Annotated in this window: 17 protein-coding genes, 2 tRNA genes and 1 pseudogene; 7 read left to right on the top strand and 13 right to left on the bottom strand. The window is 75.7% G+C overall.

From position 1 onward, the window contains the following. Positions 1-47: 47 nt before the first annotated feature. Positions 48-1,709 (top strand): glucose-6-phosphate isomerase, encoded by a 1,662-nt coding sequence (gene pgi, locus ACIQI7_RS28280; RefSeq protein WP_401115016.1) that lies wholly within the window; start codon positions 48-50, stop codon positions 1,707-1,709. A 133-nt stretch (positions 1,710-1,842) separates the two neighbouring features. Here the strand turns inward: pgi and ACIQI7_RS28285 are convergent. The 3 genes from ACIQI7_RS28285 to ACIQI7_RS28295 all read right to left on the bottom strand — a co-directional run bounded on the left by ACIQI7_RS28285 (position 1,843) and on the right by ACIQI7_RS28295 (position 3,096). Continuing rightward, positions 1,843-1,916 (bottom strand) — tRNA-Lys (locus ACIQI7_RS28285). A gap of 68 nt (positions 1,917-1,984) precedes the next feature. Then, the gene (locus tag ACIQI7_RS28290; RefSeq protein WP_401115125.1) at positions 1,985-2,554 is read right to left on the bottom strand and encodes a bifunctional DNA primase/polymerase; all 570 of its coding nucleotides are present in this window, start codon (positions 2,552-2,554) and stop codon (positions 1,985-1,987) included. 188 nt (positions 2,555-2,742) lie between these two features. Beyond that, positions 2,743-3,096: a hypothetical protein gene (locus ACIQI7_RS28295; protein WP_387757023.1), complete on the bottom strand. Its 354-nt coding sequence runs from the start codon at positions 3,094-3,096 to the stop codon at positions 2,743-2,745. 241 nt (positions 3,097-3,337) lie between these two features. Here ACIQI7_RS28295 and ACIQI7_RS28300 point away from each other — a divergent pair, with 241 nt between their 5' ends. Then, complete coding sequence (locus ACIQI7_RS28300) at positions 3,338-3,658, top strand: hypothetical protein (RefSeq protein ID WP_401115019.1); 321 nt, start codon at positions 3,338-3,340, stop codon at positions 3,656-3,658. Positions 3,659-3,695: 37 nt separating this feature from the next. Here ACIQI7_RS28300 and ACIQI7_RS28305 read toward each other — a convergent pair whose 3' ends face one another. From ACIQI7_RS28305 to ACIQI7_RS28315, 3 genes are all read right to left on the bottom strand, one after another. Next, entirely contained in the window at positions 3,696-5,060 is a 1,365-nt protein-coding gene (locus ACIQI7_RS28305; protein ID WP_401115022.1) for an AAA domain-containing protein, read from the bottom strand. Then, entirely contained in the window at positions 5,057-6,682 is a 1,626-nt protein-coding gene (locus tag ACIQI7_RS28310) for a hypothetical protein (RefSeq protein ID WP_401115025.1), read from the bottom strand. The genes ACIQI7_RS28305 and ACIQI7_RS28310 overlap by 4 nt, the downstream gene beginning before the upstream one ends. A gap of 218 nt (positions 6,683-6,900) precedes the next feature. Next, positions 6,901-8,100, bottom strand: coding sequence for a hypothetical protein (locus tag ACIQI7_RS28315; protein WP_401115028.1), 1,200 nt, complete (start codon positions 8,098-8,100; stop codon positions 6,901-6,903). A gap of 232 nt (positions 8,101-8,332) precedes the next feature. Here ACIQI7_RS28315 and ACIQI7_RS28320 point away from each other — a divergent pair, with 232 nt between their 5' ends. Continuing rightward, entirely contained in the window at positions 8,333-8,989 is a 657-nt protein-coding gene (locus tag ACIQI7_RS28320; protein ID WP_401115031.1) for a histidine phosphatase family protein, read from the top strand. Positions 8,990-9,064: 75 nt separating this feature from the next. Here ACIQI7_RS28320 and ACIQI7_RS28325 read toward each other — a convergent pair whose 3' ends face one another. Then, positions 9,065-10,687 (bottom strand): tetratricopeptide repeat protein, encoded by a 1,623-nt coding sequence (locus tag ACIQI7_RS28325; protein ID WP_401115034.1) that lies wholly within the window; start codon positions 10,685-10,687, stop codon positions 9,065-9,067. A 261-nt stretch (positions 10,688-10,948) separates the two neighbouring features. Here ACIQI7_RS28325 and ACIQI7_RS28330 point away from each other — a divergent pair, with 261 nt between their 5' ends. The 3 genes from ACIQI7_RS28330 (at position 10,949) to ACIQI7_RS28340 (ending at position 12,950) form a co-directional block, all read left to right on the top strand. After that, positions 10,949-11,332, top strand: a complete 384-nt coding sequence (locus ACIQI7_RS28330; protein WP_401115037.1) for a hypothetical protein — start codon at positions 10,949-10,951, stop codon at positions 11,330-11,332. 105 nt (positions 11,333-11,437) lie between these two features. Continuing rightward, the gene (locus ACIQI7_RS28335) at positions 11,438-12,343 is read left to right on the top strand and encodes a spermidine synthase (protein WP_401115040.1); all 906 of its coding nucleotides are present in this window, start codon (positions 11,438-11,440) and stop codon (positions 12,341-12,343) included. 148 nt (positions 12,344-12,491) lie between these two features. After that, a complete protein-coding gene (locus ACIQI7_RS28340) occupies positions 12,492-12,950 on the top strand; it encodes a GNAT family N-acetyltransferase (RefSeq protein ID WP_401115043.1) in 459 nt (152 codons plus the stop codon). Positions 12,951-13,027: 77 nt separating this feature from the next. Here the strand turns inward: ACIQI7_RS28340 and ACIQI7_RS28345 are convergent, their stop codons facing one another. From ACIQI7_RS28345 to ACIQI7_RS28365, 5 genes and pseudogenes are all read right to left on the bottom strand, one after another. Further along, positions 13,028-13,927: a hypothetical protein gene (locus tag ACIQI7_RS28345; protein WP_401115046.1), complete on the bottom strand. Its 900-nt coding sequence runs from the start codon at positions 13,925-13,927 to the stop codon at positions 13,028-13,030. Positions 13,928-14,037: 110 nt separating this feature from the next. Next, complete coding sequence (locus ACIQI7_RS28350) at positions 14,038-14,484, bottom strand: DUF4442 domain-containing protein (RefSeq protein WP_401115049.1); 447 nt, start codon at positions 14,482-14,484, stop codon at positions 14,038-14,040. Positions 14,485-14,666: 182 nt separating this feature from the next. Next, positions 14,667-14,742: transfer RNA gene (locus tag ACIQI7_RS28355), tRNA-His, on the bottom strand. Between the two features lie 224 nt (positions 14,743-14,966). Beyond that, positions 14,967-15,569, bottom strand: coding sequence for an oligoribonuclease (gene orn / locus ACIQI7_RS28360; protein ID WP_401115052.1), 603 nt, complete (start codon positions 15,567-15,569; stop codon positions 14,967-14,969). A gap of 874 nt (positions 15,570-16,443) precedes the next feature. Beyond that, a pseudogene (locus ACIQI7_RS28365) lies at positions 16,444-17,449 on the bottom strand (helix-turn-helix domain-containing protein); the annotation flags it as partial. A gap of 1,055 nt (positions 17,450-18,504) precedes the next feature. On the opposite strand from ACIQI7_RS28365, the gene ACIQI7_RS28370 reads away from it, so the two are divergent. Then, positions 18,505-19,311: a GNAT family N-acetyltransferase gene (locus ACIQI7_RS28370; protein WP_401115055.1), complete on the top strand. Its 807-nt coding sequence runs from the start codon at positions 18,505-18,507 to the stop codon at positions 19,309-19,311. A gap of 125 nt (positions 19,312-19,436) precedes the next feature. Here ACIQI7_RS28370 and ACIQI7_RS28375 read toward each other — a convergent pair whose 3' ends face one another. Further along, the gene (locus tag ACIQI7_RS28375) at positions 19,437-20,522 is read right to left on the bottom strand and encodes an HAD-IA family hydrolase (RefSeq protein WP_401115058.1); all 1,086 of its coding nucleotides are present in this window, start codon (positions 20,520-20,522) and stop codon (positions 19,437-19,439) included. Positions 20,523-20,535 lie beyond the last annotated feature (13 nt).

The following is a 20,535-nucleotide window of genomic DNA, read 5'->3' on the forward strand; positions in this document are numbered from 1 at the left end:
GCCTGGCCCTGCCGGTTTCTGCACCCAGATGAATCGAGGACCCACCGATGTCGGAGACCCGCGCCGACGCCCGCACCCCGCTGGACCGCACCCCGCAGTGGGCCGCCCTGGCCAAGCACCGCGCCGAACTGGGCGACACCCACCTGCGTGAGCTGTTCGCCGCCGACCCGGAGCGCGGCCGCCGCTACACCCTGCAGGTCGGCGACCTGCACGTGGACTACGCCAAGCAACTGGTCACCGACGAGACGCTGGAGCTGCTGCGCGAGCTGGCCGCCGCCACCGGCGTCGCCGAGCTGCGGGACGCGATGTTCCGCGGCGAGAAGATCAACAACACCGAGCACCGGGCCGTCCTGCACACCGCGCTGCGCGCCCCGCGCGACGCCGTGATCGAGGTCGACGGCGAGAACGTGGTGCCCGCGGTGCACGCCGTCCTCGACAGGATGGCCGACTTCGCCGACCGGGTCCGCGGCGGCGAGTGGAAGGGCCACACCGGCAAGCCGATCCGCACCGTCGTCAACATCGGCATCGGCGGCTCCGACCTCGGCCCGGCGATGGCCTACGAGGTGCTCCGCTCGTACGCCAAGCGCGACCTCGACGTCCGCTTCGTCTCCAACGTGGACGGCGCCGACCTGCACGAGGCGGTCCGCGACCTCGACCCGGCCGAGACGCTGTTCATCGTCGCCTCGAAGACCTTCACCACCATCGAGACCATCACCAACGCCGTCTCCGCCCGCGACTGGCTGCTCACCGGGCTGCGCGCCGGCAACGACGCGGTGGCCAAGCACTTCGTCGCGCTGTCCACCAACGCCCAGGGCGTGCAGGACTTCGGCATCGACACCGCCAACATGTTCGAGTTCTGGGACTGGGTCGGCGGCCGCTACTCCTACGACTCGGCGATCGGCCTCTCGCTGATGATCGCCATCGGCCCGGACGCCTTCCGCGAGATGCTGGACGGCTTCCACCTGGTCGACGAGCACTTCCGCACCGCCCCGGCGGAGCGGAACGTCCCGCTGCTGCTCGGCCTGCTCGGCGTCTGGTACGGCGCGTTCTTCGACGCCCAGGCGCACGCGGTGCTGCCCTACTCGCACTACCTGTCCAAGTTCACCGCCTACCTCCAGCAGCTGGACATGGAGTCCAACGGCAAGTCGGTGACCCGCGACGGCACCCCGGTGGACTGGCAGACCGGCCCGGTGGTCTGGGGCACCCCCGGCACCAACGGCCAGCACGCCTACTACCAGCTGCTGCACCAGGGCACCAAGGTCATCCCGGCCGACTTCATCGGCTTCGCCAAGCCGGTCGCCGACCTGCTCCCCGGCCTGGTCGCCCAGCACGACCTGCTGCTGGCCAACTTCTTCGCCCAGACCCAGGCGCTGGCCTTCGGCAAGACCCCGGAGGAGGTCGTCGCCGAGGGCGTGCCCGCCGAGCTCGTCCCGCACAAGGCCTTCAAGGGCAACCACCCGACCACCACCATCCTGGCCGGCGAGCTGACCCCCTCGGTGCTCGGCCAGCTGGTCGCGCTCTACGAGCACAAGGTGTTCGTCCAGGGCGCGGTCTGGAACATCGACTCCTTCGACCAGTGGGGCGTCGAGCTGGGCAAGGTGCTCGCCAAGCGGATCGAGCCGGTGCTGCTCACCGGTGAGGGCGCCGAGCAGCTGGACAGCTCCACCGCCGAGCTGGTCGCCCGCTACCGGGAGCTGCGCGGCCGCTGAGCCGGGCCCGACCGGGCCGTCCGCTCCGGCGGGCGGCCCGGCGCCGAGGGCCTCGTTGCGTCGGTCCTCGAAGGCCCGGACCGGAAAACGCCGGAAGGCCCTTCGCTCTCGCGAAGGGCCTTCCGGCTGTCTGTGCGCCGCCAGGGACTCGAACCCCGGACCCGCTGATTAAGAGTCAGCTGCTCTAACCAACTGAGCTAGCGGCGCCTGCTGACAGAGAAGACTCTAGCAGCGCCGTGCGGCCGAGCCAAAATCGAATACCGGCCGCCCCGCGTTCACCCCCCGGCCACCGGGGCCGCCCCGGCCGGGACCGGCTCGCGCGCCGCCCGCACGCAGGCCCAGAGCACCACCGCGGCGCCGGGCAGCCGGGGCTCCCGCCCCTCCGGCGCGACGATCCACCGGCCGGCGCCCTGCCCCGGGGAGTCCGGGCTGTTCACCATCCGCTGCAGGGGCGGCACGGTCACCGCGTCGCCCCTGCCGTGGCACAGCAGCGGCGGCACGTCCCGGGCCCACTCCTCCCAGGCCAGCAGCCGGCGCAGCCGGGGCGCCGCGCCCGGCTGGACGAACAGCAGCAGCCGCCCGCGGTGGGCGGCCACCGGCCCGCAGCCCGGCCCGGACGCCCACAGCTCGTCCAGCACGCGGCGGCCGAACAGCGCCGGCATGCTGATCACGTCGAAGGCGCGCCCGCAGGGCAGCACCGAGGACGCCCAGGGGCGGCTCTCCCACAGGGCGCGCATGCTGCGCGGGTACTCGCTGGCGGAGGCGAGCCAGGCCTCCCCGGCCGCGTCGACGTACTCCACCGACGGGTGCACCACCGAGGGGTACACCACCGACTGCCGCGTCACCGACTGCCGCGTCACCGACTGCTGCGTCACCGACTGCTGTGTCCAGATCTCCACGGGGAGCAGCCTGCGCGGCGGGTGCCCCCGGCGGGACGGAAAGCGCGGTTCGCCGGACAGCGCGGCGGGGGACGGCGTACCCTTCCCCGCCGCGCATATGCCAGGGGCCCTTGCCCGGGTCGACGCTCGGGGGCTCAGTCCTCGTGCCGGCGCGGCTGGAGCAGGGTGCGGCCGTACTCGATCATCTTGGCGGCGTAGTCCGGGGTCCAGTCGGCCCGCCGACCGACCTCGGCGTCGGACAGCGCGTCGAACCGGCGCGGGTCGGCGAGCTGGGCGGCGGCGACCGCCTGGAAGTCCGTGGCCCGCTCGGCGGCGGCCCGGAAGGCCAGGGCCAGTTCCGTGGAGCGGCGCAGCAGCTCCGCCGGGTCCTCGATCGACTCCAGGTCGAAGAATCGTTCCGGCTCGGGTTCGGCGGACTGCGGCTCGAACAGCAGCTGCACCGGACGTACGCGCCTGGTGGGCTCGGACGACTCTGGGGAGTCGGGCATGGACGGACACCTCCGGGTCTCGGGTGGGGGAGGACGGAATCTGCTCCGGGCTGCGCCGCCCGGTCGTGGCCGCCGTCCATTGTCTCGCGGCGGTGGCCGGTAGCGGAACGGTGCGCACGCAAGCGCTATTCCCCGGCGCGCGCCGGGCGTGCGCCTCGCGCGCCCAGTGTCCTGGTCGCATGCGAACCGGTTGGCAGGGTGCCGCGGACGTACCGACCAGTCACAGAACCGGGAGATCCCCATGAACAGGCGAAAGATCCGCTCCGTCGGCGTCCTGCTGGCCGCCCCCGCCCTGCTCGGCCTGGCCGCGGCGACTCCGGCGGTCGCCGAGGAGACGGCGAAGGTGGTGGTCGGAGAGCCGAGCGCCCCTGACGGCTGGTCGTCGGCGACCTGTCCGAGCGGCACCCACCTGACCGGTGGCGGGTACGTCCTCATGCGCGAGGAGCCCACCACCGTGGTCTACAACGGGCCCGCGCCCGACCAGGAGCCCCCCACCACCTGGTGGGTGCGGGCCAAGAACGAGTCCGTCCGGGCCTTCGCCGTCTGCGAGACCGAGGACTGAGCCCTACCGGCGACCGAGCCCTACCGAGGGCCGAGCCCTACCGCAGGTGCACCCGGTGGCCGCTCAGGTGGTGCAGCACCTGGTGGTTGGCCTCCCAGCCGTCCGGGAAGGCCACCGGCACGCCCAGCTGCACCGGCTCGGTCGCGGGGTGCTCGTCCAGCAGCTCGGCGATCCCGGCCCGGGCCACCACGATGCAGGCGTGCCGGTGCCGGGAGGCGAGCACGCAGAGCCGGCCGGTCTCCAGGTGGAAGGCGGTCGCGTCAGGGCGCCCGGAGAGCGGGTGCAGCACCACGGTGACGTCGTACTCGCGGCCCTGCAGACGGTTGGCGGTGTCCACCGTGACGGCCGGGCCGGCCGCCCCGTCCACCGGCACGCCCGCCCTGAGCAGTGCCGCGCGCACCGCCGCCGCCTGGTCCCGGTGAGCGGTGCCGACGGCGATCCGGTCCGCGGTGAGCGGGGCCCCGCCCTGTTCGGAGTGGGCGGTCAGCCCGCGCTCCAGCAGCCGGCGGACGGCCGCCGCGACGGCCGCCACGGCCTGCGGGTCGGTCCGTACGGTGTGCCTGGCGGGCAGCTCCAGCAGGGCCCAGCCGTGCTCGGCGGCCCGGTCGATCGCCGCGTCCAGGGCCGAGCCGTCCGGGCGCACGGCGGCCGTCAGCCGGCGGTCCGCCGGGCCGGTGCCGGAGCGGAACGGCGTGTACGGGTAGAAGGCGCGCGAGATCAGCGGCGCGGCGCTGGCGGGCAGCCGCCAGGAGACCGGCAGCCGGTGCGGCTCGATCTCCGGGTTGTGCGCCAGCATGGTGACCACCGCGCTGCTGGACGGGTCGTACGACAGCCCGGCCCACTGCTCGGTGCCGACCACGGTGAACGGGTCCAGCTGGCCCGGGTCGCCGACGAACAGCGCCCGCTCGAACAGCCGGGCCACCGCGAGCAGGGCGTCCGAGCGCATCTGGTACGCCTCGTCGACGATCGCGTGCCGCCACGGGGCCTCGGCCCGCACCCACTGCCACTTGGCCGAGGTGGAGATCACCACGTCCTGCTCGACCAGGTCGGCGACCTTGTCCGAGGGCGTGACGTTGGCGTGCTTCAGCACCTCCGGGGCGGGCCGGGAGTCCGCGGCGTGCAGCCGGCCGATCGTCAGGTCCGGCGCCTTCTCGGCCAGTCGGCCGACCAGGTCGTCCACCTGGCCGTTGGTCTGGGCGACGATCATCAGCCGCTCGCCGGCCCCGACCAGCTCGCGGGCGGCCCGCACCACGAGCGTCGACTTCCCGGCGCCGGGCGGGGAGTCCACCACCACGCCGCGCGGGGCGCCGGCGGGCGGGTGGACGGTGGCCGCCAGGATCCGGGCCACCGCGGCGTCGGCGGCCGCGCCCGGGGCCTGGTCGGGGGTCGTCGGACGGCTCATTCCCACTCCTCGGAGGCGGACGGGGCGGGCACGGGAGCGGCGCCGGGCGGGCCGCCGTGGGTCCACGGGGTGTCGTCCGGCTCGGGCAGCGGCGCGGACTGGCGCACGGTCAGCTCGAACAGGGTGAAGGTGACCGACTCGCCGGGCTCGGGCAGGCTGCCCGGCTCCGGCTCCTTCCTGCGGCCCATGCCGGAGAGCACCCGCAGGGTGAGGGTGCCCTCGGCGGTGTCCACCGCCACGATCTCGGCCTTCTGCGCCGACGGCGCCGCCCCGCCCTCCGGCCGGGGGGACGCCCAGACCCGGTGCACCTCCCGGCCGAGGTCCGCGTGCGGGCGGTCGGCGGTGCGCAGGGTGACCAGCGGGCGCGGCTTGGGGGAGCGGCCGGTGGTGTCCCAGTCCGGCACCACCTCCGTGACCACCCCGCTGAACGCCTCGCCGGCCAGCCGGTGCTCGGCCATCGCCAGCGGGTCGTCCAGCGCCTCCTGGACGTCGAGCCGGGCCTGCTCGCGCTCGCGCTGGGCGAGCTTGCGGGCCGCGGTGACGGCGTCGTCCTGCCGGGGCTGCGGCGGCTCGCCGGCCGCCAGCCGGTCCCGGTGGCCGGTGTAGGACCAGCGGTCGCCGGTCCAGCGCTCCGCCAGGTGTCCGGCCGGCGGCAGGGCGCGCAGCAGGTCCAGGCCCTGCCAGACGTCGTGCCAGGTGGGCAGCAGGACGGACGTCAGTGCCTCCTCCAGCGCCGTCACCGCGGCCCGCACGGCCGTCCGGGCGCGCGCGGCGGCGGCCTCGTCGCGCTGCTCGGTGCTGTGCCGCAGGGCGCTCACGGCGGAGTCGTAGCGGGCGATCGCCGGGGCGAGCACGACCTCGTCGAAGCGGGGGTCGGTGGCCGGGCCGGCCGGCGGGTGCAGCAGCTGCCCCCGGTCGTCCCGGGCGGACTCGGCCAGCTCGGCCGCCTGCGCGCCGGTCAGGCCGGGCGGCGGGCGGTGCCAGGCGAGCCGGGCCGCCAGGTGCTGGTCCTCCAGGTGGCTCTGGCCGGTCGCCCAGTGCCGGGCCAGCAGTCCGGTCATCGGCAGCAGCAGCGAGGAGCCGGGCACCTGGGCGCGGTCGGTGAGGTGGGTCAGCCAGCGGCCGAGCAGCGGCACCCGCACCGGCGCCGGGTACGGGCCCGGCTCCTCGTCCTCGGCGGTGCGGCGGAATCGGGTCGAGCGGCCGATCAGGGCGAGGTGGTGCACGCCCGCGCTGTTCGGCACGATCAGCTGCGGGGCGTCCGCGCACAGCTCGCGGAACACCTGGGTCTTCTCGCCGGTCTCCGGGTCCTTCTCGGAGCCCTCGATCTGCTCGACGTCCTCGGCGAAGGACTCCAGGTAGGGCAGCAGGTCGGCGGCCAGCTCGGCCAGGAAGTCGAACCGCAGGGTGCGGTTGAGCGGCTGCGGCACCAGGTGCAGCCGGGGCGCGTCCCGGTCGGTGCCGAGCATCACCGCGAGGGGCGCGCCGGACTCGCCGGCGGCGGTCAGCGGGACCAGCACCATCGGGCGGTCCGACAGGTGCCGGTGCCGGACGGTGGCCAGCGGCTCGGCCCGGCCGCTGCGGACGGCCTCCAGCCGGGCGAGGGTGGTCAGGAGACTCATGCGCCCGCCCCGCTCCGCTCGGCAGGGGCATTCGCCCACCCGCGCCTCTTGATGATTCGCTCGCTGCGCTCGCTCATGCGCCCGCCTCGCTCCGCTCGGCAGGGGCATTCGCCCACCCGCGCCTCTTGATGATTCGCTCGCTGCGCTCGCTCATGCGCCCGCCTCGCTCCGCTCGGCAGGGGCATTCGCCCACCCGCGCCTCCCGACGATTCGCCCGCTCATGCGCCCGTCCCCAGCGCTTCGGCGCGCAGGGCGGCCGCGTAGGCCAGGCGCTCTGCGGCTTCGTCCGCGCCGTCCAGGTCGCCGCTCTTCGTGCCGGCGGCGGCCAGCGCCTCGGCGACCGTACGGATGCTGCCCAGCTCGCCGCGCACGCCCCGGCCGAGCTGCTCGACCCGGTCGTCGCAGCGGGCCCGGGCACGGCAGTGGAAGCCGAGTTCGCAGGTGGAGAGGCAGTCCGGGCTGTAGGCGGCGGGCACCGCCTCGACCGAGGCGGTCAGCTGTTCGGCGGTCCGGGCCGGCGTGCCGTCCTCGTCGGCGGCCAGGTCGAAGTCGGCGTCCGGCGGCAGCACCGCCAGCAGCCGGCCGATGCCGGTCATCCGGCTCAGCTGGCGGCGGGTGGTGGCCAGTTCGCGGCGGACGTCCACGGCGACCGCGGTCGGCCGGTTGCCGAAGTCCTTCGGGCAGACCAGCAGCACGCTGGTGCGCGGACTGCCCGGCAGCCGCTGCTCGGTGTACGGGTCCTCGGCGAGCGGCTGCCCGGCCGCCGCGGCGGCGGCCTGCTGGAGCGCCAGCACGTACACGGCCGCCTGCCGGGCGGCCGCGCCGACCTTGGCCGGGTCCGCGCTGCCGTCCAGCACCGGGAAGGACTTGATCTCGACCACCGTGCACCGCCCGCCGTGCACCACCAGCGCGTCCGGTTCCAGGTAGGCCGTGCTGCCGGCCACCCCCAGGCGCAGCATCGGGTGGTCCAGCAGCGTCCAGGCCTCCGGGTCGGCGGCCGCCCGGGCCAGTGCCTCGGCCGTCCGGTCGGCGCGCACCGCCGGGCCGGAGCGGTGCAGCAGGTCCGGCACCTGGAGCGGGGCGTGGCCGTCCGCCGGGACGCCGAGGTGGTGGCGGAGCGGCTCCAGCAGCGGGGCGTAGCCGTCGGCCTTCAGCCGGGACTCGAAGATCACGCCGCGGGCGATGGCGAAGGGGGACTGGCCGAAGGGGGCGGGGCGGCCGAGCCGGGCCGCCAGCGCCGACTTGTCCACCCCGGCCGCGTCGAGCACGGCGCGGCGGTGGCAGCCCGGGTTGGCGGCGAGCGCGGCGAGGGAGCGGGCGTTCAGACTGCGCTGCGGGGCCGGTCCGCGCAGCTCCGCGAGCCGCTGGGCGAGCGGCTCAGCGTGCCCGCGGGGCGGGACGTTCGTCGAGACGTTCATGGTGCGGCCCAGTGTCGCATCCGGGTCCGACAACGCGGCGCGGACGGGCCGTTCGCGACCTGCCCGGCGGCCCCGGCCGGATGCCCGGCACGTCGCGGGCCGCCGGCCCCGGCGACCGTCACCGCCGGCGACGGCCCCCGCGATCGTGGCCGCCGTCCGGGTGGGGGATCATGGAGCCCGGTGCTCAAGGGTGAGACCGACCGTTGCCACCGCCCCGTTCCGAGGAGCCCCCATGCCCGCCCGAATCGTGCTGGTCCGCCACGGCGAGACCGAGTGGTCCGCCACCGGCCGCCACACCGGCCGCACCGACATCCCGCTGACCGAGGAGGGCCGGGCGATGGCCCGGGCCCTCGGCGCCCGCCTGACCAAGGCCCCCTGGAACGGGCTGCCGGACGCGCTCGTCTACACCAGCCCGCTCGGCCGGGCCGAGGAGACCTGCGAGCTGGCCGGCTTCGGCGACCGCGCGGTGGAACGCCCCGAGCTGCTGGAGTGGGACTACGGCCAGTACGAGGGCCGCACCGGCGCGGACATCCGGGCCACCGACCACCCCGGCTGGCTGATCTGGCGCGACGGGGTGCCGGGCGGCGAGAAGCTCTCCGAGGTGGCCGCCCGGGTGGACGCCTTCCTGGCGGGCCTCAACGAGGAGCACGGCGTCCCGGAGCAGGACACCACCGTGATGCACTGCGCCGACCAGGACGTCGTCCTGTTCGCGCACGGCCACCTGCTGCGCATCCTGACCGCCCGCTGGCTGGGCCTGCCGCCGGAGTTCGCCCAGCGGTTCAAGCTCGGTACGGCCGCGCTCTGCGTGCTCTCGTGGGAGTACGGGGCTCCGGCGGTGGAGGTCTGGAACGACCTGTCCCACCTGGAGGGCCTGACCGCCGGGCACTGACGCCCTGGCCGCCGCCGGACCGCTCCCGGGCCCCGCTTCCGGGCCCTGCTCCGGGCGAGGGCCGGCCGCCTTCCGCTAGGCGGCCGTCGCCCGGTCGTAGTCGGCCAGGAACCGGCGCACCTCGGGCACCGCGACGTGCGGGCGCAGCCGTCCGGCGGTGTCCGCGAGCATGCTCCGGATCCGGGCCGAGCGCACGTCGCCGAACAGTGCGACGGCGGCCGATCCGTGGTGCGCCGCGCCCGCCAGGTCCCCGCGGCCGAGCCGGTCGTGGGCCAGTTCGGCGGTGTACAGCACCCGGTTGCGGACGAAGTGCGGCTTCTGGAGCGTTATCGCCAGCCCGGCCTGCTCGCTGGCGCGGTCCCAGTCGCCGAGCGCCGACCAGCACTGCGACTGGAGGCCGGCGATCTCGGCCTCGCTGAAGAAGGACATCCACTCCGGGTCCTGCTCGCCGGGGCCCCGGTCGAACAGGGTGTACGCCCGGCCGAGCGCCCGCTCGCAGGAAGCGCGGTCCTGCAGCAGCGCCCAGGCACCGGCCTCGCGCATGGCCAGCAGGGCGAGCAGCCGGTCGGAGTCCAGCTCCCGGGCGGCGGCCTGCCCGGCCTGGGCGGCGCGCAGCGCCTCGCGCGGACGGCCGGCGTCCCGGGCGAGGAAGGCGCTGTTGCAGAAGACGTGCGCCTCCAGGGCGGAGTCCCCGGCCATCCGGGCGGTGGCGAGCGCCTCGGAGTAGAACGAGCGGGCGTCCGCGAGCCGGTTCGAGTCATGGGCCAACCAGCCGACGGAGATGGCGAGTTCGCCGGCCCCGGACTGGAGCCGGCGCTCCGTCTCGGCGCTGTGGTCGCACTCGTTGAGCAGCACGTACGCGTTGCGCAGCGACTGGCCGGCGAGCTCGTACAGGGCGTCGGCGCCGTGCGCGTCGTCGGCCAGCCGGATCTCCCGGACGGCCTGTTCGACGCGGAGCACCTCGGCGGTGCCGACCCGGCGCAGCGGCGCCACCGGCCCCGGCCGGCCGGGCACCGGCGGTTCGCCGCCGAGCAGCGACGGCGCGGTGAACTCCGCACCGGGGAGGGCGGTTCGGCCGGCGGGCGCACGGGAGGCGTGGTCGGCGCCGGCCTGCCGGCCGGCGGCCGCGGCCGGTCGGTCGATGCCGATCACGGCGGCCAGCGCGGTGGTGCCGCCGGCCAGGAACGTACGGCGACGCACGTCGTCGTTCTCCTCGTCGAGATAGGGCGATCCATCGGGCCCCCGGGGCACCGTGCCGGGACTCGGCCACGCGGGCCCGTCCGGCGCGGTTGGATCCGCGTACGGCGAGGCAGCGTACGGGAGTTGAGTGGAGAGTGGTGAGCGCGGGGCGGGCAGGGGCGGGAACGTCGGGTGGAGCGGAGGCGGTTCGCTCCGCCCGCCGTGCCCGACCGCCGAGCGGCGGCGGACGGAGGTCCGGGAGGCGAAGCCGAGGTCGGCGAGCGTGCGGTCCGGCCACATGTGCCGGAACACCCGCTCGTAGGCGTAGTTGGGGCAGCGGATCTCACCGGACTCGATCCGTCCGACGTAGCGGGCGTCGCAGGACACGTGCTCGCCGATCTCGCGGGCGGCTCTGCGGACGGCCGTGGCGAACTCGCCGGGAGAGCGGTCGCCGCGCAGTGCGCGCATCACGAGGTTGGGGGACGGTCGGTTCGGCTCGGCCGGTGGGGTGGCTGCCATGGCGCCGAGAGTACTCGGAGTCACCGGTCGGACACATTCGGTTGGTGGGACATCGGTCATCAATCCAGGGCAAAAGGGGCGATGTTGCGGGATATCCGCCATGAAATGCCATGCCTTGCTGTAATGCGCCCCGTGGCCTGCTCCGCCCCCGCCGCGTTCTCCTGGTACGCGGAAAGCCCATGCCGTCGCCCGGCCGGTCCCAAGCCCGGCGACCCCTCCCAGCGGCTGTGCTTCCGGACCCGACGAGGTACAGGAGGTCCCATGACGGCCACCGGACTGCCGCAGCACCGACCCGTCCCCGGGGGAGTGCTCGCCGGCACCTGCGACACCGTGACCGTCGCGCTGCGGCACGGTCTGGAGGCCGTCGACATCCTGAGACTGCGCCGCGCCTGCGGAGCCGTGCTGCAGAGCCGCAACGGCAGCACCGTCTCCTTCCTCGTCCCGGCCGGCACCTGGGAGACCTGGCACCTGCCCGGCAGCACCTGTACCTCGGGCGCGTTCGTGCCCGCCGCCACCGACCCGCGCTGGGTGATCCCCCCCTCCGGCGTCGGCCGCACCGCCCGCCCCACCGACGCCTGGGTGCTCCGTTCCGCCCTCTGCGAGGCCGCCTGCACGCTCACCGCCGGCGGCCTCGGCCCGTTCTAGCGGGCGTGCCGCGCGGATCCCGCCGGGCCCGTCAGCCTCCGGCGGGGCCCCCGCGACACGCCCCTGACCTGTGGGTGTACCGCCCCGGCGGCGATAATGGCCGCCATGGGACGAAGCAGCAGAGCCGCGCGCACCCCGGAACCGGCGGCCACCACCGGACCGGGCGGACGCACCCACGCCCAGGGTGCGCTCAGCCGTCCCGTCGGCTCCGGCCTCGCCGAGCTGCGCCCCGACCGCGACCGCCCCGCCGCCTGGTCGCTGCTGATCGACGGCGCCCCGCAGTCCCTGGTCGACCTCGCCGACCCCACCCACCTCGGCTTCGAGTACCAGCGCCGGCTCGGCCACCTGATCGACCTGGTCGCCCCGCCCGGCCGCCCGATCACCGTCCTGCACCTCGGCGGCGGCGCCCTCACCCTCGCCCGCTACACCGCCGCGACCCGGCCGCGCTCCCGCCAGCAGGTCGCCGAGATCGACACCGCGCTCACCGAACTCGTCCGCGCCGAACTCCCGTTGGAACGCGGCTGGCAGATCAAGGTGCGCGGCGCGGACGCCCGTAGCGTGCTGGAGCGCACCCCCGAGGGCGGCGTCGACCTGGTGATCGCCGACGTCTTCTCCGGTGCCCGCACCCCGGCCCACTGCACCACCGTCGAGTTCACCACCCTCGCCGCCCGGGCCCTCGCCCCCGGCGGCTGGTACGCCGCCAACATCGCCGACGGCGGCGCCCTGCCCTTCGCCCGCTCCCAGGTCGCCACCCTCGGGGCGGTCTTCCCCGAGCTGTGCCTGATCGCCGACCCCGCCGTGCTGCGCGGCAAGCGCTTCGGCAACCTCGTCCTGGCCGCGGCCCACACCCCGCTCCCGATCGCCGACCTCACCCGCCGCGCCGCCTCCGACTCCGCCCACGCCCGGGTCGAACACGGCCGCGCCCTCACCGACTTCGCCGCCGGCGCCACCCCGGCCACGGACGCCACGGCGGCCCCGTCCCCGGAACCCCCGCCGGGGGTCTTCCGCTGACGGCCCGCTCGTCGGCGCCCGGCCTGCGCGGCCGTGTGCGTACCGCCGTACTCCTCCGCGCCGCGCCGCCGACCGAAAAACGTTGGCGGACGACCGAACCGAGGCCGACAATGACGCTGCCGTCCGGCCGTCGACCTCGGGGAGCGCCATGCAGATCAGACCGGCCCGGCCGGAGGACGCCGCGCTGCTCACCGGCATCGCGCTGCGGTCCAAGGCGTACTGGGGCTACGACGAGGTGTTCATGGACGCCTGCCGGGAGGAGCTGACCATGGACGCCGGCGTGATCGAGCGCTCGGCCACCGTGGTGGCCGAGGACGGCGGGCGGGTGCTGGGGTTCGTCTCGCTCTCCGGAGCACCGCCGACCGGATCACTGGACCAGCTCTTCGTCGAGCCCGAGTGGATCGGCCGCGGGGTCGGCCGCGCGCTGTTCGAACGGGCCAGGACCCTCGCCGGGGCGCTCGGTCTGCGCAGGCTCACCATCGACTCCGACCCGAACGCGGAGCCGTTCTACCTGGCGATGGGGGCGGTCCGGATCGGCAGCGTCCCGTCCGGCTCGATCCCGGGGCGTGAACTCCCGCAGCTGGTCCTGGACCTGGCCGCGGCCTAGGCCGGCGACCGGAGCGCCGCTGCTCGTGCCGACCGCGCTCGCGGTGTGGCCGGAGGCCCGGGCCCGCTCAGTCCGGCTCAGTGGCCGCGCGGCAGTCCGCGGTGCTTGCACATGGCGGCACCGGTGAGCAGCAACCCGGCGGCGATGGGGGCGAGGACGGCGGTCAGGGTGGCGGAACCGTCGCCGGAGGTGGTCGCCGCGGCGGTGTCGGCGATGGCCACCGGGTCGGGCGTCCCGCCGTCGTCCGATGCGGGGGGAGCGGCGGAGCCCGCCGTCCTGCCGAGCGCGGTGGCGGGCCCGGCCTCGTCGGCGGTGGTGGCCGCCGCCTCCTGGAGCAGCGGTTCCCCCACCGCCTCGCGGTGCCGGGGAACGCCGGGGCGGGCGGCGTCGGCGCGGCGCCGGGCGGTGGAGGGCGGGTCGGCGGGACCGCCCTCGCGGGAGGCGTGCGATCCGTCGGGCCGGGACCGGGCGGGGGCGGTGGCGAGCAGGCCGGAGGCGAGTGCGAAGGCGTCGGGGACGGCCGCCCGCTGACCGGGCAGGGGCAGTCCGCCGGCCCGGATGCGTTCCCGGAGGGTGCCGCCGACCGCACCGGCGGCCCCGGTGATCCCGTCGGTCGGGCCGTCGCCGGCCGGTTCCCCGGCCGGTCCGGGTGAGCGGTCCGGCGGCCCGACCGCCGACGGCCCGGACCCGACGGGACGTTCGGCTGACTGCCCGTCGAGGGCGGGTCCGTCGAGCACCGGGCGGTCGAGCACCGGGGCGCCGGGAAGCGCGCGGCGGACGGCGGGCCGGGTCGGATCCGGCGGGTCGACGGCGGCCGCGTACGCGCCGGGGGCGCCGAAGCCCCAGAGCTGTGCGAGCAGGGCCCCGGCGGCTGCGACGGCACGGGGGCGGGGCAGCCACCGGGCGATCCCGAGGCGGGCACCCGCGACGCCGCGGGGGGCGGGTGCCGGGGGCTCGGTCGCGTGATTGGCTCGCACGTGAGTCGAGAACGAGCGGCCGGTCGGTGAGGTCACGCCCGCCGTCACGGACAGTCATCGTACGAGTGGCCCCGGGGCCGGCGCTCCCGGGGCCACCGACCGCGTGGCGGTCAGGAGTTGGGACGCAGGGTCCAGGTGACCGTCATCACTCCGGTGACGGCGCCGTCGGCGCGGGTGATCTCGACGGTGACCGGGAACTCGGGGCGGCCGCCGGCGTCCAGCTCGGCGACGACCTCGGCGGCCGGGCGGCCGAGCACGGCAGTGGCGGTGACCTCGCCCATGGCGAGCTTCTTGTACGCGATCTCGGCGTTCACGGCGAGCGGCACGGCCCGGGACAGCTGGGCGCCGAAGGCGGCGAGCACGATGCAGCCGCTGGCGGACTCGGCCAGCGTGAACATCGCGCCGGCGTGCGGGCCGCCGAGGTGGTTGTGGTACGCGGGCTGGTCCGGGAGTTGGAGCACGGCGCGCTCCGGGGAGGTCTCCAGGTACTTCAGGTTCAGGGTGTGCGCCATCGGCACGGTGTCGTCGAGCATCTTGCCGATCGTCGGTGTGGTCATGGCCGCGATGTTACTAGTCAGTAGCTACCGGTGGCAGGGGCCGGGCGGAACTCGACCCGTGGGGCGGGTGTGACGGGGCGCACATACCGGTGGGGGAGCGGGCAACTGAGGCCGTGCACGGTTGAGGGGGCGCGAAAACGCCTGAGGGGCCGATCTCTTGAAGAGATCGGCCCCTCAGGCTCTGGGGTGAGTGACGGGACTCGAACCCGCGGCCACCTGGACCACAACCAGGTGCTCTACCAACTGAGCTACACCCACCATCTGTCCGGTCCGTTCCCGCTCTCGCGTTCCCGTTCCGACAGGAAGAACTCTACAGGATCCGAGAGGGTGCTCGCGCCAGGGTTCCGTTCGGACGGACGCGGGCACCCTCTCCGACCCTCCGGCGGGGTTCCGCCGGGCGGTCCGGGCCCAGCTTGCCGGACAGTTCCGGGCCCAGCTCGCCGGGTGGGCGCCGGGCTCAGCCTGCCGGGTGGGTGCCGGGCTCAGCCCGCCGGGGCCTGGTACTTCCCGGCGATCGCCCGCGCGGTGTCGGCGTCCGGTCCGGGCTGCGGGACGAACACCGCCTCGCGGTAGTACCGCAGTTCGTTGATGCTCTCCCGGATGTCGGCGAGCGCCCGGTGGTTGCCGCCCTTCCGCGGGCTGTTGTAGTACGCCTTCGGGTACCAGCGGCGGGCCAGCTCCTTGATCGAGGAGACGTCCACGATCCGGTAGTGCAGGTGCTTCTCCAGGGTCGGCATGTCCCGGGCCAGGAAGCCGCGGTCGGTGGCCACCGAGTTGCCGCACAGCGGGGTCTTCCCGGCCTCCGGCACGTGCGCGCGCACGTAGGCGAGCACCCGGGCCTCGGCCTCGGCCAGGGTCACGCCCTGCTCCAGCTCCTCCAGCAGCCCGGAGGAGGTGTGCATCGTGCGCACCACCTCGGGCATGTTCGCCAGCGCCTCCGCCGGCGGCCGGATGATGACGTCCACGCCCTCGCCGAGGATGTTCAGCTCGGAGTCCGTCACCAGCACCGCGACCTCGACCAGGGCGTCCTGGACGAGGTCGAGGCCGGTCATTTCACAGTCGATCCATACCAAACGGTCATTCACGCAACTCACCCTACGGCGCGATCACGCGCCGCGGGGACCGGTGGAGCCGAGCGGGGCGCCTCGGCCTGGCGCTCCTCCGGCCCGTCGTGCGCGCCGTGGCCGTCCGGGTGCTCGCCCTCCCGGCCGGTCCGGACCGCGTGGCCGTCCCGTCCGGTCCGGGCCTCGCGCGCCGTCCGGGCACCCTCGGCCGCGGGCCGGCCGGCCTGGCCACGGGCCTGCGGAGCCCGGGCCTGGCGACCGCGGAGCTCGCCCGTCCCGGAGCCCGGCTGCCCTGCCGGGCCCGGCATCCGTCCGGCGGCCGCGCCGTGACCGCGCCCGGCCGCGCCCGGCTCCTCGGCGGGCCGCTCGGCCGCGCTGCGGTGCCCCTGGCCCTGGCCGCGGGCCCCCGGCTGCGGGAGGCCGTCCTCCGCCGCAGCGTGCTCGGCGGTGCGCGGCGGACGTCCGGTCCCCGCACCCGGTCCGGCCTGCGGCGGAACGACCGGAGGCCGCAGCGCGCCGCGGCCCGCCGCACCCTGCTGCCCGGGGTGCGGCTGCTGCGCGGACTGCTGGTGCGGGTACGGCTGACCGGCGCGGGCGTGGAAGGGCTGGCCGGTCGGCGTCCCGACCTGGCCCGGACCGAACCCGCCGGGCTGGCCGTGCGCTCCCGACTGCCCGTGCTGCTGGCCGTGCTGACCGTGCTGGCCGTGGGCCACCTGCTGGCCGTGCGGACCGACCGGCACCGGCGACCCCGGCCCGGCCGGGAACGGCTGCGCCGACGGCACGCCGTGCGCCCCGCCGAACACCGGCCCGCCCGCCGGGGCGACCGCGCCCGTCGGGTGCGGCAGCGCCCCGGGCAGCCGGAGGTCGCCGAGCGGACCGGTCGACGCGGACGGCTGCTGACCGGGCCGGCGGGCCCGGTAGCTGGTCCGGTACGCGGCCGGGGAGACCCCGAGCTGGCGGCGGAAGTGTCCGCGCAGCGCCACCGGCGAACGGAACCCGCACCGGCGCGCGACGTCGTCCACCGACAGTTCCGAGGTCTCCAGCAGCCGCTGCGCCTGGAGCACCCGCTGGGTGATCAGCCACTGCAACGGCGCGCTGCCGGTGAGCGTGCGGAACCGCCGGTCGAAGGTGCGCCGGCTCATGTACGCGCGAGCCGCCAGCACTTCGACGTCGAACTGCTGGTTGAGGTTCTCCAGCGCCCACGTGACCACCTCGGCCAGCGGGTCGTTGCCGATCTCCTCCGGTAAAGACTGATCGATGTACTGGGCCTGTCCTCCGCCGCCGCGGCGGCTCGGCACCACCAGCCGGCGGGCCAGCGCGTTGGCCGCCTCGGCGCCGTGGTCGCTGCGCACCACGTGCAGGCAGAGGTCGATGCCGGCGGCGGTGCCGGCCGAGGTGAGCACGTCGCCGTCGTCGACGAACAGCTCGCGCGGGTCGACGTGGACCCGCGGGTAGCGCTTGGCGAGCGTCGGCGCGTACATCCAGTGGGTGGTCGCCGGGCGGCCGTCGAGCAGGCCGGCGGCGGCCAGGACGAAGGCGCCGGTGCAGAGCCCGATGATCCGGGCGCCCTCGTGGTGGGCCTTGCGCAGGGCGGTGATCGCCTCGACCGGCGGGGGCTGGGAGATCGAGCGCCAGGCCGGTACGACGATCGTGCCGGCCCGGGCGAGCGCCTCCAGACCGTACGGGGCGGAGAGGGTCAGGCCGCCGGTGGTGGCCAGCGGGCCCTCCTCCCCGGCGCAGACCAGCAGGCGGTAGCGGGGCACCCCGGCGTCCTGGCGGTCCACACCGAAGACGGAGAGCGGGATGGAGCTCTCGAAGATCGGGGCGCCGCCGAAGATCAGCACCGCGACGGTCTCCCGGCGGCGCCGGCCGGACAGCTTGCGGGGGGCGGAGGCCGTCACCGGGGTCTGGGAGCCGTTCGCGCCGGGGCCGCCGTGCCCCAGCGGGGCGTGCCCGTGGCCGTGGCCGGAGCCGGCGCCGAGCGCGAGGCCGCCGAGCGGGGCGCCGCCGGGGCCGGGGGCCGCGGCGGAGGCGCCGTTCGGGCCCGGGGCGCCGCCGCCGTAGCCGGAGTAGCCGGGGTGGCCGCCGTAGCCGGGGTGGCCGGAATGGTTGGGGTGGCCCGGGTGGGCGAGGTGTCCGGGATGGCCGGAATGGTTCGGGTGTTCGCTGCCGTAGCCCGGGCCGGGGTTGACGGCTCCTCGGTTGACGGGCTGTCCGCCGTAGGGCGGTCCACCGAAGGACGACTGGCCGCCGAAGGCGGGTTGGCCGCCGTAGGGGGACTGGCCCCCGTAGGGCGCCGTCGCGCCGTGGTCCGCGGCGCCCGGCGCCGCACCGTGGCCGATGCCGCCGCCCGTTCCGGGGGAGGGCACCGCGGAGTACGGGGAGTGCGAGGCGGCGCCCGAGCTGCCCGGAGTGCCGGAGGTGCGGGTGGTGGCGATCGAGGCGGTGCCGGTGCTTCTCGCGGACCGACCCGCGTTCCCCGCCGCCTCCTGGCCGCTGTCAGGACCCGCGTCGCTCCTGCTCACCCTGCTCAAGGCGCTCAAGCCCCCTCGGTGGTGTGGTGTGGGTGGTGCGGCACTGCTAGCCAAGATCGAAATCTATCGGGCGGACCATTGCCGTTGTGACAAGTTCACCATCCGACGCTATGTCGACATGGCAATTTGGCGTGATGCATTCGATCACGAAGCGTGGCACCCGTCGACCTTTCTGGGAAGAGGGCCGGGGTAACGGTGGCTGGTTGTCGCGGGGCGGTTCCTGGGGCGTCCGGCTCCGGTGCGCCCGGCCGGCAGGTCTGGGCTGCGGATTTGCCCAAGCGGGAGGGATCGGCGCGAAATTGACCGAAAATCGGCGGTGCACGAGGGGGCGCACGGGGAGAAGTCGTGCGCCTCCCAGGCTTCATCCGGCCAAGCCCAGGACGGCGGAACCGGCAACCGGACCGCCGGGTTACGGTCCTGCCGTGAACACCGACAGCCGGCTCGAACGGGCCAACGACAACGCCGCCGCCTTCTGGCTCGCCCAAGCCCGCGTCCACGGCTGGCGGTCCCGCACCCGTCCGGGGCTGACCGCGGTCCGGTGCGCCCGCACCCCGGACGACGCCCACCGCTTCGTGGTGACCCGGCCCTACGCCGAACCGGGTGCCCTGGAGCAGGAGTTGGCGGACCTGATGACCGAGTGGTCGACCATGCGCTGCACCGTGGAGGACCCGTACGACGGGCTCGACCTCAGCGGCCTCGGGGCCACCCGGATGCCGGTCATGCCGGTGATGGTCCGCGACCCCGGACCGGTCGAGGGAGCCACCGCCGTCCTGCCCGCGGTCTCGGAGGCCCACGGGGGCGGGGTGCTGACGGTCGATGAGGCGAAGGACGGCGACGGCTTCGCGATGGTCGAGCGGGCGGTGGTGGAGGGCTTCCCGCTGCCCGCCCGACAGCCCTGGGTCCGGGGCGAGGCACTCCCGGAACGACTGCTGGACGTGCCCGGCTGGCGGGGCTGGCTCGGCCGCGTCGACGGCGCGGTGGCGGGCACCTGCCTCACCTACGACGACGGCCGGGCCACCGGCGTGTACTGGGTCGCCACCCTGCCCGACTGGCGCGGCCGGGGGGTGGCCCGCGCCGTCCTCCAGACCGCCCTGGCCCACGCGCACCCGGACCGCCCGGCCACCCTGGTCGCCACCTCGCTCGGCGAACCGCTCTACCGCAAGCTCGGGTTCGTCGAGCGGGCCCGCACCTGCTGGTGGACCAGTACGTCGGTCGAGCCGACGGAGTAGCCGGGGCGGGTGGGGTAAGGGGAGCGGGCGGGGCAGGCGGGCGGCTGACGACAGCGGCCGACGGCTGGCGGGCGGGTGGGGTAGGCCTCGGGGACGGCGGAGGCGGAGGGTGGGGGAGCGGGGCGCTACTGGGCGGCCGCCACGGTGGCGGGTGGGGCGGCGGGTGCGGCGCTACCGGCCCCGGAGCGGGTGGCGAGGGGCGTCGGGCGGACGGCTGCGGTCGTGACGACGGCCGGGACCGGTGCGGGGCGGAGAGCGTCCGCGGCCCGGCCTGCTCGGCCGCCGGCACCCGCTCCGGCCTCCGTGCGGGCTTCGGCGATCACGGCAAACCCGCTGGATCGGTTTCGGACACCCGGCCCGCCTGCGGGGACGGGTTCGCCGACCGTCCCGGCGGTGGCGGGGACGGATGCACTCGGACCCTCCTGAGCGGCCACCGCGGGACGTGCGCCGGACCGTGCGCCGACCAGCGCCGTCGCGCGTACCGGCATCCCCGCTGCCGCCTTCCGGAGCGGCCCGTCGGAGCGGACGCCCGGCCGGGGCGAGGGCGCGTTCCGCGCGGCCAGCACCTGGCCGACGGCCTCCGGCAGACCGGCCGCCTTCAGCGTCGGCCGGTAGCCGCTCTCCGCCCACGGCCGGCCGTGGTGCAGCCAGACGCTGCGCAGCCCGGCCAGTTCGGCACCGGCGATGTCGGCGGGCGCGTGGTCCCCGATCATCCAGGTGTGTTCGGCCCAGTCCCCGGTGGGGGCGACGCCGCACCGCTGGGCGGCCAGCTCGAAGATCAACGGGTCCGGCTTGACGCAGTCGGCCTCCTCCGAGATCACCCAGCCGTCGACCAGCGGGCCCAGTCCGGTCCGCCGGATCTTCTCCAACTGCGGCCGGGTGCCGCCGTTGCTGACGATCCCGAGCGTCCACCCGGCGGCCCGGGCGGCACGCAGCGCCTCGATGTGCCGGGGCGGGCAGTGGATGTGGGAGTTGATGCCGCGTCGGTAGTGGGCAATCAGGAAGTCGGCGGAGACGTCCAGCCCGTAGCGGCGCCGGACCGCCGACAGTACGGTGCTGCGCGGTACGTAGCCGCCGCCGTCGAGGGTGATGAACCAGTCGAGGTCGCCCGGTGGGAGATCGTGTTCGGACAGGAGGTCCTGCGCCCAGGCCCGGTACGCGGCGTCCCGGGGCAGCAGGGTGTTGTCGAGGTCGAACAGGAGCAGGGGCATGCCAAGCATGGTG

It is taken from the genome of Kitasatospora sp. NPDC092039 (assembly GCF_044756065.1).
Taxonomy (GTDB): domain Bacteria; phylum Actinomycetota; class Actinomycetes; order Streptomycetales; family Streptomycetaceae; genus Kitasatospora.

Coding starts and splice junctions, on each gene's coding strand:
- pgi (WP_401115016.1), top strand. CDS start 48: ATGTCGGAGACCCGCGCCGACGCCCGCACCCCGCTGGACCGCACCCCG.
- ACIQI7_RS28295 (WP_387757023.1), bottom strand. CDS start 3,096: ATGCCCGACTCCCCAGAGTCGTCCGAGCCCACCAGGCGCGTACGTCCG.
- ACIQI7_RS28300 (WP_401115019.1), top strand. CDS start 3,338: ATGAACAGGCGAAAGATCCGCTCCGTCGGCGTCCTGCTGGCCGCCCCC.
- ACIQI7_RS28305 (WP_401115022.1), bottom strand. CDS start 5,060: ATGAGCCGTCCGACGACCCCCGACCAGGCCCCGGGCGCGGCCGCCGAC.
- ACIQI7_RS28310 (WP_401115025.1), bottom strand. CDS start 6,682: ATGAGTCTCCTGACCACCCTCGCCCGGCTGGAGGCCGTCCGCAGCGGC.
- ACIQI7_RS28315 (WP_401115028.1), bottom strand. CDS start 8,100: ATGAACGTCTCGACGAACGTCCCGCCCCGCGGGCACGCTGAGCCGCTC.
- ACIQI7_RS28320 (WP_401115031.1), top strand. CDS start 8,333: ATGCCCGCCCGAATCGTGCTGGTCCGCCACGGCGAGACCGAGTGGTCC.
- ACIQI7_RS28325 (WP_401115034.1), bottom strand. CDS start 10,687: ATGGCAGCCACCCCACCGGCCGAGCCGAACCGACCGTCCCCCAACCTC.
- ACIQI7_RS28330 (WP_401115037.1), top strand. CDS start 10,949: ATGACGGCCACCGGACTGCCGCAGCACCGACCCGTCCCCGGGGGAGTG.
- ACIQI7_RS28335 (WP_401115040.1), top strand. CDS start 11,438: ATGGGACGAAGCAGCAGAGCCGCGCGCACCCCGGAACCGGCGGCCACC.
- ACIQI7_RS28340 (WP_401115043.1), top strand. CDS start 12,492: ATGCAGATCAGACCGGCCCGGCCGGAGGACGCCGCGCTGCTCACCGGC.
- ACIQI7_RS28350 (WP_401115049.1), bottom strand. CDS start 14,484: ATGACCACACCGACGATCGGCAAGATGCTCGACGACACCGTGCCGATG.
- ACIQI7_RS28375 (WP_401115058.1), bottom strand. CDS start 20,522: ATGCCCCTGCTCCTGTTCGACCTCGACAACACCCTGCTGCCCCGGGAC.